The 13,718-nt window shown below is 72.1% G+C and carries 11 protein-coding genes; 5 read left to right on the top strand and 6 right to left on the bottom strand.

Going from position 1 to position 13,718, the window contains the following annotated elements; all coding sequences use genetic code 11:
* Nucleotides 1-58: 58 nt before the first annotated feature.
* From ACIPFH_RS20255 to ACIPFH_RS20245, 3 genes are all read right to left on the bottom strand, one after another.
* Entirely contained in the window at nt 59-589 is a 531-nt protein-coding gene (locus ACIPFH_RS20255; protein WP_401828152.1) for a nuclear transport factor 2 family protein, read from the bottom strand.
* Nucleotides 586-1,566 (bottom strand): dihydropteroate synthase, encoded by a 981-nt coding sequence (gene folP, locus ACIPFH_RS20250; RefSeq protein ID WP_401828151.1) that lies wholly within the window; start codon nt 1,564-1,566, stop codon nt 586-588. Before folP ends, ACIPFH_RS20255 begins: the two co-directional genes overlap by 4 nt.
* 140 nt (nt 1,567-1,706) lie before the next feature.
* Nucleotides 1,707-3,518, bottom strand: a complete 1,812-nt coding sequence (locus ACIPFH_RS20245; RefSeq protein WP_401828149.1) for a phosphatidylglycerol lysyltransferase domain-containing protein — start codon at nt 3,516-3,518, stop codon at nt 1,707-1,709.
* A gap of 236 nt (nt 3,519-3,754) precedes the next feature.
* On the opposite strand from ACIPFH_RS20245, the gene ACIPFH_RS20240 reads away from it, so the two are divergent.
* Complete coding sequence (locus tag ACIPFH_RS20240; RefSeq protein WP_401828147.1) at nt 3,755-4,879, top strand: alpha/beta hydrolase; 1,125 nt, start codon at nt 3,755-3,757, stop codon at nt 4,877-4,879.
* 417 nt (nt 4,880-5,296) lie between these two features.
* Nucleotides 5,297-6,889 carry a hypothetical protein gene (locus tag ACIPFH_RS20235; protein WP_401828146.1) on the top strand — a complete coding sequence of 531 codons (1,593 nt, stop codon included), beginning with the start codon at nt 5,297-5,299 and terminating at the stop codon, nt 6,887-6,889.
* 67 nt (nt 6,890-6,956) lie between these two features.
* On the opposite strand, the gene ACIPFH_RS20230 is transcribed toward ACIPFH_RS20235, so the two are convergent.
* Together ACIPFH_RS20230 and ACIPFH_RS20225 are read right to left on the bottom strand one after the other, a co-directional pair.
* Complete coding sequence (locus ACIPFH_RS20230) at nt 6,957-8,231, bottom strand: PH domain-containing protein (protein WP_401829206.1); 1,275 nt, start codon at nt 8,229-8,231, stop codon at nt 6,957-6,959.
* A 248-nt stretch (nt 8,232-8,479) separates the two neighbouring features.
* Complete coding sequence (locus ACIPFH_RS20225; protein ID WP_401828144.1) at nt 8,480-8,983, bottom strand: PH domain-containing protein; 504 nt, start codon at nt 8,981-8,983, stop codon at nt 8,480-8,482.
* Nucleotides 8,984-9,026: 43 nt separating this feature from the next.
* On the opposite strand from ACIPFH_RS20225, the gene ACIPFH_RS20220 reads away from it, so the two are divergent.
* A complete protein-coding gene (locus ACIPFH_RS20220) occupies nt 9,027-10,178 on the top strand; it encodes an NADH-quinone oxidoreductase subunit D (RefSeq protein ID WP_401828142.1) in 1,152 nt (383 codons plus the stop codon).
* Between the two features lie 176 nt (nt 10,179-10,354).
* Here ACIPFH_RS20220 and ACIPFH_RS20215 read toward each other — a convergent pair whose 3' ends face one another.
* Complete coding sequence (locus ACIPFH_RS20215) at nt 10,355-11,455, bottom strand: SAM-dependent methyltransferase (protein ID WP_401828140.1); 1,101 nt, start codon at nt 11,453-11,455, stop codon at nt 10,355-10,357.
* A gap of 118 nt (nt 11,456-11,573) precedes the next feature.
* On the opposite strand from ACIPFH_RS20215, the gene ACIPFH_RS20210 reads away from it, so the two are divergent.
* Together ACIPFH_RS20210 and ACIPFH_RS20205 are read left to right on the top strand one after the other, a co-directional pair.
* Nucleotides 11,574-12,779, top strand: coding sequence for a sensor histidine kinase (locus ACIPFH_RS20210; protein ID WP_401828138.1), 1,206 nt, complete (start codon nt 11,574-11,576; stop codon nt 12,777-12,779).
* A 187-nt stretch (nt 12,780-12,966) separates the two neighbouring features.
* Nucleotides 12,967-13,638 carry a response regulator transcription factor gene (locus ACIPFH_RS20205; protein ID WP_356255727.1) on the top strand — a complete coding sequence of 224 codons (672 nt, stop codon included), beginning with the start codon at nt 12,967-12,969 and terminating at the stop codon, nt 13,636-13,638.
* Nucleotides 13,639-13,718: the final 80 nt, after the last annotated feature.

The raw sequence follows: 13,718 nt of genomic DNA, 5'->3' as shown, positions 1-13,718 counted from the left end.
GGTCATCTCGGGGCTTCCCGCTCCCGTCCTGCGGTCCGCCTACCCGCCGCAAACCCGCTCAGGAGGGGGTGTCGTCGCTCTCGGAGTCGCCGGAATCCTCGGGGCCGTCCGCTTCGTCGTCCTGCGTCAGTACCGGGGAGGCGTGGTGCGACCACAGCTTCCAGCCGTCGGACGTGCGACGGAACACGTTCGTGGCGACCACCAGCTGGCCGACGAGCGGCCCGAGCTCCTCGCCGTCCTCCGGTGCGGGGCCGCCGCTGAGGATGTTCTCGGTGCAGTTCACCAGCGCGGTGTCGCCGGTGACGGAGACATGCACATCGGTGAGGAAGAACTGGATGTAGTCGGTGTTCGCCATGATCAGCGCGTACGACCGCAGCACCTCGCCCCGGCCGGTGAGCACCGGCCAGCCGGGGTGCACGCAGGAGACCACGCCCATGTCCGCCGGATCGTGGTACGTCTCGTCCACCCCCAGGTCAGCCGGGGTGAGCCAGAACGAGGACACCCCGTCGAAGTCGCCCTGTTCCAGTGCCTCGTAGAAGGCGGTGTTGGCTGCCTCGACCTGCTCGACGTCCGTGTGGGGGGCGCTCACCGGGCTCCTTCTGCGCCGCTCGGGCCGCGTCCGCCGGGGCGCGGGTCTCGCACAGCGGGTTCGTCCGTGGTGGTGTGCGCCTGGTGCGGTGTGCCCGCGCCGGGCGTGTCGCTTCGCTCGCGCGCCCCCTCCACGGCGCGGGCGACCCGGACCGCGTCCGCTGTCGCGCGCACCTCGTGCACGCGGACCGCCCAGGCTCCGGCTTCCGCCGCGAGGGCGGAGACGGCGGCGGTGGCGGCGTCGCGCTCGCGCGCGGGCGGCGGCGCGCCCTGCGAGCCGGCCAGGACACGGCCGAGGAACCGCTTGCGGGAGGCGGCGACGAGCAACGGGTGACCGAGGGCGTGCAGCCGGTCGAGGTGAGCCAGCAGGGAGAGATCGTGATCGGCCTCCTTGGAGAAGCCGAGCCCCGGGTCGACGACGACGCGGTCGGGGGAGACGCCGCCCGCCAGGACGGCGTCCACACGCGCGTGCAGTTCGTCCACGACCTCGGCGACGACATCGGCGTAGACGCCTCTGACGTTGCCCCCCGCCAGGAAGCCGCGCCAGTGCATGACGACGAAGGGGGCGCCCGCGTCCGCGACGGCCGGAATCATCGCCGGGTCGGCGAGGCCGCCGCTGACGTCGTTGACGAGGGCCGCGCCGGCCGCGAGGGCCCGGGCGGCGACGGAGGCGCGCATCGTGTCGACGGAGACGACGACGCCCTCGGAGGCGAGGCCGCGGACCACGGGGATGACCCGGCGGAGCTCCTCGGTCTCGTCGACCCGGCTGGCGCCCGGGCGGGTGGACTCGCCGCCGACGTCCACGAGATCCGCGCCCTCGGCGACGAGCTGGAGGCCGTGCTTGACGGCGGACGTGGTGTCGAACCAGCGGCCGCCGTCCGAGAAGGAGTCGGGGGTCACGTTGACGACTCCCATGACCGCGCAGCGGTCCCATTCCGGAAGGCCGACGACGCGCCCGCGTCCGCTCTGCTTGCTCATGCGTTCAGCGTAGGCCCAGGAGGGAACCGAGCCGTGGTGCGGCCCGGGTGGGAGCCCCCGGGCCGGGAGGGAACGGGGCCGCCACCCGGGCCGGTCCGGGTGGGGCGGGCCGGTGTGCCGCCGGGTCGGCATCGCGGCGGCTACGCCGCCCGTACGTCCCTCTCCGCCACCGAGTGCGCACACACGCGTGCCGTTGTCGAGCGGCGGCGCAGGAAGCGGGGCAGGGGGAGGGCGAGGTTGACGAAGCCCTCGGCCTGCATGGCGGCGAAGCCGATGCGGGGCAGGTCGCCGGAGGCGCGGTAGACGACGAAGCGGGGCTCCCAGCGGGGCTGGAACTTGGCGTTGAACTTGTACAGCGACTCGATCTGGAACCAGCGTGAGAGGAAGACCAGCAGTCCGCGCCAGGCGCGCAGCACGGGGCCGGCGCCGATCTTCTCGCCGCGGGCCAGCGCCGAGCGGAACATGGCGAAGTTCAGCGACACGCGCGCGATGCCGAACTTCGGGGCGGCCTGGAGAGCGGCGACGATCAGGAGTTCGTTCATGCCCGGGTCGGCGGAGCGGTCGCGGCGCATCAGGTCCAGGGAGGCGCCGTCGGGGCCCCAGGGCACGAAGTGCAGGATCGCCTTCAGATCGCCGTACTCGCCCGGGACCTCGTCGGCCTTGTGGGCGGTGGCGATGAGGCAGTCCCCGTCGGAGGGGTCTCCGACGCGGCCCAGGGCCATGGAGAAGCCGCGCTCGGTGTCCGTGCCGCGCCAGTCCTCGGAGGCCCGCCGGATGCGCTCCAGCTCGGCCTCGCCGAGGTCACGTACGCGCCGTACCCGGGTCTCGTAACCGGCGCGTTCGATGCGCTTGACCATCTGGCGCACGTTGCGCATCGCGCGGCCGGCCAGGGAGAAATCCGCTACGTCCACCACCGCCTCGTCGCCCAGTTCGAGGGCGTCCAGGCCGGTTTCCCGGGTCCAGACCTCGCCGCCGGTCTCGGAGCAGCCCATGACGGCGGGTGTCCAGGAGTGGGCCTTGGCCTCGTCCATGAAGCGTTCGATGGCGCCGGGCCAGGCCTCGACGTCGCCGATGGGGTCGCCGCTGGCGAGCATCACCCCGGACACGACGCGGTAGGTGACGGCCGCCTTGCCGCTGGGGGAGAAGACCACGGCCTTGTCGCGGCGCAGCGCGAAGTGGCCCAGGGAGTCGCGACGGCCGTGCTTGTCCAGCAGGGCGCGCAGGCGCACCTCGTCGTCCTCGGTGAGGCGGGCGGCCGGGTGCTCGGGCCGGAAGGCCAGGTAGATCGTGGTGACCGCGGTGATCCAGCCGAGGGCGCCGAGGGAGAAGGCGACGGTCCAGGACGTGTTGCCCTGGTAGTCGACCGGGCCCTCGAAGCCGAAGAGGCCGTACAGGACGTGCGTAATGCGATCGGCCAGGCTCGGGTCGCCGATCATGCGCCGCGGGTGGACGCTGACGATGATCAGACCGAGACCGAGGGAACCGGCGCCCATGAGGACGAAGTTGGCGAGCGCGCGCCAGCGACTGCGCGGGTCGGGCAGTGCCGCGAACTGGTCGCGGTGCAGCAGCAGCGGAGCCAGGAGCGCGACCGAGATGAGCGCGCCCACGATCGAGTGCCGGTACGCGAACTGGGCCACCGCGCCCGCCGGGAGCAGCACCACCGCCGCACGCCAGGCGCGCCGCTTGCCGCGCCTGAGGCCGTGGGCGAGCAGCAGCAACAGGACGCCGGCGCTGAGGGACAACGCCGCCGCGAACGGCCCGAACGAGCCGGGCAGCACCTCGGCGAAGGTGTGCATACGGCTGTGCCTGAACCGGGGGAAGACGCCGCCGGCCACATCCAGCAGGCCCACCAGGGCACAGGCGCGGGCGACCAGGCCAGGAACGGACTCGGGGCGCGGACCTCGCACTATCTGCCGCACCCGGCTTGATCGGTGCGGAACCCCGCCCGACATTTCCCCATCTTGAGTGACAGACATCGCATCCCGTAGTTCCGCGAGAGACCTTGGACCCGGGCCCGATTCGGGCATCCGGCGACATTGCGCCCTCTAGGACGGTGTCTTGGGGAGAGAGGTTCACTCGTTTCCTCAAAGCCACTGAAAAGGCCAGGGAAAGTCCGGGACAAGCCCTCGCGAAGGAGTCGGGGGGAGCGGGCGGGATCCCGGACAGAGAGCAGGTAGGAAATCACCGCATGGGTCTCACGAGCGACAAAATGCTGCTGTTGTCAGTGCTGTTCGCGTTACTGCTGTTCGTCGGCACGGTGTGGCTGTGGCCACGGCTGGCCCGGAGCGGCTGGCGGGCCGTCAGCGGGCGGGTCGGCCTGCTGCTGGCCACCCAGTTGGCACTGTTCGTGTCGGTGGGGCTCACCGCCAACCAGGCGTTCGGGTTCTACGCCAGCTGGGCGGACCTGTTCGGCCGGGAGACCGACCAGGGCGTGGTCGTCGACCACGCGGCGGGCGGGGCCCCGGCCGGACCGCTGCGGGTGGTCGACACCCGGCGCGTGGACGGCGGGGGCGGGCGTCCGCAGTTCGCCGGACAGATCCAGAAGGTCGTCGTCGACGGACGTACGACTCACATAGCCACGCCGGCGTACGTGTACCTGCCGCCGGAGTACTTCGACCCGCAGTACCGCACGCGTACGTTCCCCGCGGCCGTCGTCCTCACGGGCTACCCCGGTACGGCGGAGGCGCTGGTGGACAAACTGCACTACCCGCGCACCGCGCGGCAGCTCGCCAAGGACGGGAGCATGCAGCCGATGATCCTGGTGATGATGCGGCCTACGGTGGCGCCGCCGCGGGACACCGAGTGCGTGGACGTCCCGGGGGGTCCGCAGAGCGAGTCGTTCTTCGCCAAGGACCTGCCGGACGCCGTGACGGCCCACTACAGGGTGGGTAGGAAGCCCGGCAGCTGGGGCATCATCGGGGACTCCACGGGCGGCTACTGCGCGCTGAAGCTCGCGATGCACCACCCGGAGGTCTACGCGGCGGGCGCGGGCCTGTCGGCGTACTACAAGGCGCCGACGGATCCGACCACCGGCGACCTCTTCCACGGGAACGCGACCCTGCGCAACGAGGCGGATCTGCTCTGGTTCATGAAGAATCGTTCCGCTCCCGACACCTCGCTGCTCGTCACCAGCAGCATGGCCGGCGAATCCAACTACAAGGCCACGCGGAAGTTCATAGACCTTGCGAAGGCCACGAACACGACCAGGATCTCGTCGATCATCCTGGAAAGCGGCGGGCACAACTTCAACACCTGGCGACGGGAGATCCCGCCGGCGCTCCAGTGGATCAGCGGGCGGTTGAGCGACCGGTGAGCGGCGACCGACGGCGGGCGTCGGGTTTTCGGGGCGGGGCGGGAGCGGAGGGTGTGGGCGGCGGAGCCGGTGGGCGTCGAGGGTGGTGGGTACTGGTGGGCTTTGGCGGCTGATCGGCGGCTGACGGGAGGCTGATGGGCGGTGGTGGGGGGAGGGGCAGCGGGGGCGGTAAGTGGGTGTCGAGGGCGGGTCCGGCGGCTGTCGAGGGCGGTCATCGGCGGCCAAACCGGTGGAGGGCCGACGGCGGGTTCGTAGGGCCCGGGAGGGTCCGGCGGTGCGCCCCGACGGGAAATGATCTTGCTTCTTGTCGAATTCCGTGACCGCGCTGTTTCCTGATGCCCTGTGAAGACATCGGTATGGCCGTGTTTTTGCGGGGCGGGGCGCCAACATTCGCCTACGCGCGGTAAGTTTCTGGCCATGCCACGTGGACGTCACCGCCATTCCCCGCCTTTGCACAGGCTGCTGCCTCCCTCGGCAATCGCAGGCGTCTCCCTTGTCTGTGCCCTCGGCCCCTGGGTGTTCACGGCGCCGACGGCGCTCCGAGGTCTGGCCGCGGCCGCCGCGGCGACGGCGATCCTCGGCGCGGTCGTGATGCGCCGCTGGGACGTGCAGGCCGGCAAACAGGTCGCCGACCTGGCACGCTCGCGTGCCGGTGACGAGTGGCGCTACGAGGAACGTGTCGCCGAGCTGGAGAGCGACCTCGACGAATCGCGTGAGCTGCGCGTCAAGCTGGAGCAGCGCCTGCGGTCCAAGCGCGCCGAACTGGCTGCCCTGCGCAACGAGCATGCCGCGCTGCTGCGCCGCTACGCCACGGCCGAGACCGAGCGTGCCAGCGCCCTGGAGGGCCGCCGTCTGCTCGAGATAGAAGCGGCTCCCTCGCCCGCGCTGCCCGCCGCGCGCGTGGCACAGGACGTGGAGCCGACCGGCGCGGTCATCGCGCGGGATGCGGTCGACGCCGAGGACGTGGTCGCCGCGCGGGATGCCGAGGACGCCGAGGGTGCCGAGGGCACGGATGCGGTCGAGGCCGAGGTCGAAGCCGAGGTGGCGGTCGAGACGGACGAGTCCGGCGACTCTGCCGAACCTGTCGAGGCCGCGGAGTCCGCCGACGCGGACGAGTCGGTCGACGCGGCCGAGGACGTGGACGAGGCCGGGGAGGGGGCGAAGGCTTCGACGGTCTTCTCTCCCGAGGGATCCAAGCTGTTCCTGCGGGCGCAGGCGGCCCTGGCCCGGTTCGACACCGACGGCGGCAAGGCTTCCAAGGCCGGGGACCACGCCGACGAGGAGGCCACGCAGGTCACTTCCGCGGATGTCGGCGCCACAGTCGCCGGCGGCGAGTCGGAGGCCGCGCAGGAGGACGAGGCGCAGGGGAAGCCCGAGGCGGTCGACGAGCACGCGCGCGCGACCGCCCCCACCCTGGCTGTCCAGGCCGACGCGATCCCGCAGGACCGGCCCCCGCTCCCGCGGACCGCGGCTCCCGCCTTCACGGAGCCGGACGACGCGGACGGCTACGCCACGGAAGCGGCCGCCGGCAACGAGCACGCGGACGACACGGAGACCGCCCGGCCTACGCCGTCGCCGGCCCTGGACTCCGCCCCCGCGCCCGGCCTCGCCCCCGCCGTCGCCTCCGCCCCGGTTGCCGTCGGGACCGGTGCGCTCGTCCCTCGTCCCGCCGCCGCCGTGCAGCGCCGCCCCTCCGGGCACTTCGCCGTGCCGACCGCCGTGGCCGTCGTACCGGCCGCGCAGCCGATACGGCGTCCGACGGCCGAGGGCGGGTTCGACTTCTTCGGTACGAAGGGCGCGTCGATGCCCCACGCGCTGGAGGCCGTGCAGAACGAGGACCTCGCCGATGTCGTCGGCCAGGAGGCGCTCGCCCTGCACAAGGCCGAGTCCGAGGCGGAGTTCAAGCCGGTGGACGAGGCGGCACGCGGCGTGGGCCAGGTGATCGACCTGACCGCCCACGACGAGACGGAGCAGATCGACCTCCAGAGCCTGCGCAGCGCCGTCTCCTGACGCTGCGCCCGGCCCTGCCCTGTGTCTCCCCCGGGGGTTGCAGGGGGGCGTGGGTCCGGGCGGTGTCCTAGGCCATCCACCGGTCCGGCCGGGCGTCCAGGCGCCCGGTCCGTGACCGTTCGGCCTGCGCCCGGAGCAGCTCCGCGGCCTCGTGTGCGTCCCGCAGCCGGGCCGTGACGGTCTTGCCGGCCCCCGTGTCCACATGGACGTCCGCGAGCCGCCAGAGGCGCTGCCAAGGCCCTTGCGTCAGCCGCACGCTCTGCACCTTGGCGTGCGGAACGAGCGCGAGTCTGCGGCGCAGCAGTCCGCGCCGGGTGGCGAACACCGCGTCCGTGACGGCGATCCCGTAGCCCCGCCACCACACGGGCACACACCGTCCGGCCCTCCGCGGCGGACGCGACAGCGAGGTCTCTGCCGGGACGCTCACGCCGGGCAGCACGCGCGCGACGACGGCCTCAGCGGCCGCGCGTGGGGCGACCGGTACGAGTACGGAGTTGGCCGACCCGGCCACGTCCAGCTCGACACGCACCCAGCCGCGCCGCCGCCACAGCAGTGGCTGGACGATCCGCACGGTCTGCACCCGTCCGGGCGGCACCGTCTCGTGCGTACGGTCCAGCAGCCCGTGGTCGATCCGCAGCCCGTCCGGCGACTCGCCGACCGTCCAGTCGTACTCGCCGACGAACCGTCCCGCACTGCTCGCGCCCGCCGCGCCGAGCAGCGGTACGCCTGTCGCCAGGACCGTCCACACGCTGTGGGTGGCCAGCCACAGCACCGGCGGCACGACGAGCGCGGCGACCAGCGCGCCCCAGGTCGCGCCGGTCAGCACCAGGGCGATCGCGAGCTCGCGCGCCGGCACGCGCAACAGCTCACGCGCGGGTGCCTCGCCGACCTCGTGCGCCGTCTCCGGGGCGAAGCCCGCGGCCCGCGCGAGCAGCTCCGCCCGCAGTACGCGGGCCTCTTCCTCCCCCAGGAAGGCCAGTTCGTCCTTCTTCTCGGCGCCGACCACGTCGAGCCGGAGCTTCGCGACGCCGGCGATCCGCGCCAGCAGCGGCTGACTGACGTCGATCGCCTGGATGCGTTCCAGACGGATGTGCGCGGCGCGTCGGAACATCAGACCGGTCCGGATGCGCAGTTCGCTGTCCGTCACCGAGAAGTGGGTGGACCACCAGGTCAGAAAGCCGTAGAGGGAGGCTGCGGGGACGAGGACGGCGAGGGCGATCAGCAGGGTCGTGGTGGTCAGTCGGGTCAGCTGCTCCTGCGCCTGGTCGGGGTCGTGCACGGCCCATCCGACGACCACCGCGACCGGCGCCCACGCCCGCCGGAACGGCGTGACGGGGTGCAGGCGACGCTCGGTGACGGGCGGCTGGGGGCGGCGGGTGCCGGATGCGTCTGCCGTGCGTGCGGTGTCTGCGGTGTCTGCGGTGTCTGCGGTGCATGCGGTGTCTGCGTTGTACGCCGTGCGTGCTGTGTCTGGTGTCTCTGTGGTGCGTGCTGTGTCTGGTGGGTCTGTGGTGTGCGTCGTGTCTGCCGTGTCTGGTGCGTCTGCTGTGCGGGGTGTGTCGGGTACGCCGTCCTCGACGCCCGGGGTCGTCACAGCCCCGCCGATCGGGCTTCGCCGAGCTGGGTGAGCCGGTCGCGCAGCCGTTCCGCCTCGGCCGGGTCCAGGCCCGGGATGGTCGCGTCGGTGGCTGCGGCCGCGGTGTGCAGCTGGACGCTGGCCAGACCGAAGTGCCGTTCGACGGGCCCGGAGGTGACCTCGACGAGCTGCATGCGTCCGTACGGCACCACGGTCTCCTCGCGCCACAGCACGCCCCGGCTGATCAGCAGGTCGTCAGCCCGCTCGGCGTACCGCCAGGAGTGCCAGTTGCGGCCGAGCAGCACCCAGCCCCATCCGATGCCGGCCAGCGGCAGCAGCGCGAACGCGGCCCACACCGGGCCGACGAGCAGACCGAGCAGCAGCCCCGTGCAGACGGCCGTCAGCCCCAGCCACACCACCAGCAACAGCCGACGCATCCGCAGCAGTCCCGGCGGCAGTCCGATCCACACCGGTCCGGCCGCCGTCGTCTCCACGTCACCCGGGTTCCCCGTTTCCATACCGTCAGCGTACGTAGGGGAGCACGTGAGGGAGACTGTGCCCATGACTCCTACGACGGAGACCACGGTCGGGATCGGCGGTGCCGCGGAGAGCACCGACATGGTGCTCAACATCGGTCCCCAGCATCCCTCCACGCACGGCGTGCTGCGGCTGCGGCTCGTCCTGGACGGCGAGCGCATCCGGCACGCGGAGCCGGTGATCGGCTACATGCACCGCGGCGCGGAGAAGCTGTTCGAGGCACGCGACTACCGCCAGATCATCATGCTGGCCAACCGCCACGACTGGCTGTCGGCGTTCTCGAACGAGCTGGGCGTGGTCCTCGCGGTGGAGCGGATGCTCGGCATGGAGGTTCCCGAGCGCGCGGTGTGGACCCGCACGCTGCTCGCCGAACTGAACCGGGTGCTGAACCACCTGATGTTCCTCGGGTCGTATCCCCTGGAGCTGGGCGGCATCACCCCGGTCTTCTACGCCTTCCGTGAGCGCGAAGTGCTCCAGAACGTGATGGAGGAGGTCTCCGGCGGGCGCATGCACTACATGTTCAACCGCGTGGGCGGCCTCAAGGAGGACCTGCCGGCCGGATGGGCCGCACGCGCGCGTGGTGCCGTCGTCGCCGTGCGTTCACGCTTGGACGTCTTCGACGACCTCGTGCTCGGCAACGAGATCTTCCGGGGGCGCACGCGGGACGTGGGAAGGCTCGCGGCGGAGCACGTGCACGCGTACGGCGTGAGCGGGCCGATCGCGCGCGCCTCGGGTGTCGACTTCGACCTGCGCCGGGACGAGCCCTATCTCGCGTACGGGGAGCTTCAGGACACCCTGAAGGTGGTGACCAGGACCGAGGGCGACTGCCTCGCGCGCTTCGAGTGCCTCCTGGAGCAGACGCACAACGCGCTCGACCTCGCGGACGCCTGTCTGGACCGTCTCGCGGAGCTGCCGCCCGGTCCGATCAACCAACGGCTCCCGAAGGTCCTCAAGGCGCCCGAGGGGCACACGTACGCGTGGACCGAGAACCCCCTCGGTATCAACGGCTACTACCTCGTCAGCAAGGGCGAGAAGACGCCGTACCGGCTGAAGCTCCGCTCGGCCTCGTACAACAACATCCAGGCGCTCACCGAACTGCTTCCGGGCACTCTGGTCGCGGACATGGTGGCCATCCTGGGGTCGATGTTCTTCGTGGTGGGGGACATCGACAAGTAGCCGGGGAGGCGGGTGGGCCGGGCGGCGGTGGACCGGGGCGGACGGGGCGGGCGGCGGACGGGCTCGGCTGGCCACGAGGGGTCAGCCGGTTTCAGCCTCAGTTTCGGGTTCGGCTTCGGGTTCGGGTTCGGAGTGAGCGCATCCAATGAACCGAGTGGGTTCATTGGACATCGGGTTCAGTGGATCGATGGGGTCGGGGAGTCCAGTGGGTGGGGGATTCCGACCGGCTGGAGCAGCCATCCGAAGTCGCCCAGTCCGCCCGGTGCGGTCAGCTCGGCGGCTTCCCCGGCACTCGCGAGGGCGCGCACGTACGCGGAGGGGTCCGTGGACGCCAGCGCCAGCAGGGGGCGTGCGCCGGTGACGCCCAGCGCGCGCAGCGCGGCGCGCTGGGTGACCAGCCGTGCGCCGGGAAGTGCTCGTGACGTCCCCGCCGCTTCCCCTGCCCCCGTCGCCCCCGTCGCCCCCGTCGCCCCCGTCGCCCCCGCCTCCGCGCACGCGTCCAGCGCGACGTGGGCCGTGATGTCGCAGGAGCCGTTGGGAACGGGTGCTGTCTCGCGTCCGTCGCGGAAGCCGGTGAGCGTCCCGTACGGGGGGCGTGCGTCCGCCGTGTGCGCGTAGTCCACCGCCACCGCGAGCCCGCCCGCAACGCACGAGACGGCGGACGCCCACGCCGTGTCCCGGGGCAACCCGATCTCCGCCCGCTGCCCCTCCTCGCCCGCCGAGGGCCACCATCGCGCGAGCCACTCCGCCTCCGCGCCGGACACCGGCGCCCCGAGCCGCTCGGCCCCGCTGTCCCGCACGAGCACCAGCCGAGACATCCCCGCGGCGTCGATCTCAGCGACCTCGACGGGCACGTTGTCCAGCCATTCGTTGGCGAACAGCAGCCCGGTGATCTGTGGTGGGGGATCGGGAAGCCACTCGATCCGGTGAGCGAGGCCCTCAGGACGGTCGGCGATTTCGACGGCGTACGCGCGTGTGCGTTCCGCCACATCGGCCGGGAGCGCGGCCAGCACGCCGGTGACCAGTTCGCCCCGGCCGGCGGCCATGTCGACGAAGTCGAGCGTCGCGGGCCGGCCGAGTGCCTCGTCGACCCGGCGCAGCAAGCGGGCCACGGCCTCGGCGAACAGCGGCGACGCGTGCACGGATGTACGGAAGTGCCTGGCCGGGCCCTCGGAACGCCGGTAGAAGCCGCCCGTGCCGTCCACGCCGTACAGCGCGGCCTGCGTCGCCGCCCGCCAGCCGCGCCACTCTTCCGCGCCCGTCACCCTGTCCACCACCCGGCCAGACTAGGCGTACAGGTGATCACGGCATCCACCTTGGGGAGTACGCGCGCCCGCACCGGATCGGCCCTCCGGTTGACCCCTGCACGCATCGGGCTTCCCTACGCTGGGTTACGTGCAGCGCCTCTATGACTTCCTTCGCAGACACCCGACCGGGGTGGACGGCTTCTGGGCCTTCGTCCTGTTCGGGATCTCTGTCGCGGCCGGAACCTCCGGCCAGGAACAGCGCGGAGGCACCGACTCCATGGCGCTTTACGTGCCCGTCGTACTCCTGTTGTCCCTGGTGATCGCCCTACGGCGACGCATGCCCGAGAAGATGCTGCTGCTCGCCGCGGCGTTGGGGCTGGCGCAGCTGGTGCTGGGTGTCTCGACCACGGTCGCCGACTTCGCCCTGCTGGTGATCGTCTACACGGTCGCCGCGAACGGCGCCCGCTGGGCCTCCTGGCTCGCGCTCGCCATGGGGCTGAGCGCGGCGACCATGGCCCAACTGCGCTGGCCGCACCAGGACGCGAGCGTGCCGGGTGACGTCGCGACCGTCGTCTTCCTGACGGTGCCGTTCGCCCTGGCCTGGGTGCTCGGCGACTCCATACGCACCCGCCGCGCGTACTTCGCGCAGCTGGAGGAGCGCGCGGCGCGCCTGGAGAAGGAGCGCGAGGCGCAGGCGAAGGTCGCGGTCGCCGCCGAGCGAGCCCGTATCGCGCGCGAGCTGCACGACGTGGTCGCGCACAACGTGTCGGTGATGGTGGTGCAGGCCGACGGCGCCGCCTATGTCCTCGACGCCGCGCCCGACCAGGCGAAGAAGGCCCTGGAGACGATCTCCTCCACGGGCCGCCAGGCTCTCGCCGAGATGCGCCGCCTGCTGGGTGTGCTGCGGACCGGCGAGCACCAGGAGGGCGGCGAGTACGTGCCGCAGCCGGACGTCGAGCAGATCGAGGACCTCGTCGAGCAGTGCCGTGGCTCGGGCCTGCCGGTGGACTTCAAGGTCGAGGGCACGGCGCGGCCGCTGCCCAGCGGCGTCGAGCTGACGGCGTACCGCATCGTGCAGGAGGCGCTGACCAACACGCGCAAGCACGGGGGGCCGAACGCGGGTGCGAGCGTGCGCCTGGTCTACTTCGACGACGGCCTCGGCCTGCTCGTCGAGGACGACGGCAAGGGCGCCCCGCACGAGCTGTACGAGGAGGGCGGAGCCGACGGTGCGGGTCACGGCCTGATCGGTATGCGCGAGAGGGTCGGCATGGTGGGCGGGACCCTGGACGCGGGCCCGCGCCCCGGCGGAGGATTCCGCATCAGCGCCCTGCTCCCGCTCAAACCCGCGCATTGACGCCGACGCACGCCCCCTGGTGACACCTGTCACGCCCCGTCCCCTCAGCCCTCGCCCACCCTCTGAACCATCGCCCCACCACCTGAACCAAGCACCACCTGAACCACATATCACCACCTGAACCACGCGCCACCGCCTAAACCGCGCCAACCGGCTGACGGAAACAGAAGAAACGGAAGAGGACTCGATGACGATCCGCGTGATGCTCGTCGACGACCAGGTGCTGCTGCGCACCGGGTTCCGGATGGTGCTCGCCGCCCAGCCGGACATGGAGGTCGTGGCGGAGGCGGGCGACGGTGTTGAGGCCCTGCAGGTGGTGCGGTCCACGGAGGTCGACGTCGTGCTGATGGACGTGCGCATGCCGAAGCTGGACGGGGTGGAGGCCACCCGGCGTATCTGCGCCGAGCCCGAACCGCCGAAGGTGCTGATCCTGACCACCTTCGACCTGGACGAGTACGCGTTCTCCGGGCTGAAGGCGGGTGCCTCCGGCTTCATGCTCAAGGACGTGCCGCCGGGCGAGCTCCTGACCGCCATCCGCTCCGTGCACAGCGGTGACGCGGTGGTCGCCCCGTCCACCACCCGCCGTCTCCTCGACCGGTTCGCACCGATGCTGCCCGCCACCGGCAAGGAGCCGCGGCACAAGGAGCTGGAGCGGCTCACGGAGCGGGAGCGCGAGGTCATGGTGCTGGTCGCCCAGGGGCTCTCCAACGGGGAGATCGCGGCCCGGCTGGTGCTGTCCGAGGCGACCGTCAAGACCCACGTGGGCCGCATCCTGACCAAGCTGGGGCTGCGCGACCGGGTCCAGGTGGTGGTCCTCGCGTACGAGACGGGGGTCGTGAGGGCCGGCGGCCACGGCTGACCCGTGCGGAGCCACATATGGAGCCGCACGGACCCGTGCGGAGCCACACGGAGCCGCGCGGGCGCCCACGCGGTCCCCGC

It is taken from the genome of Streptomyces sp. NPDC088157 (assembly GCF_044741545.1).
Taxonomy (GTDB): Bacteria; Actinomycetota; Actinomycetes; order Streptomycetales; family Streptomycetaceae; genus Streptomyces.
Note: the sequence above shows the minus strand (reverse complement) of the source record. Positions and strands in the feature narration are given on the sequence as shown.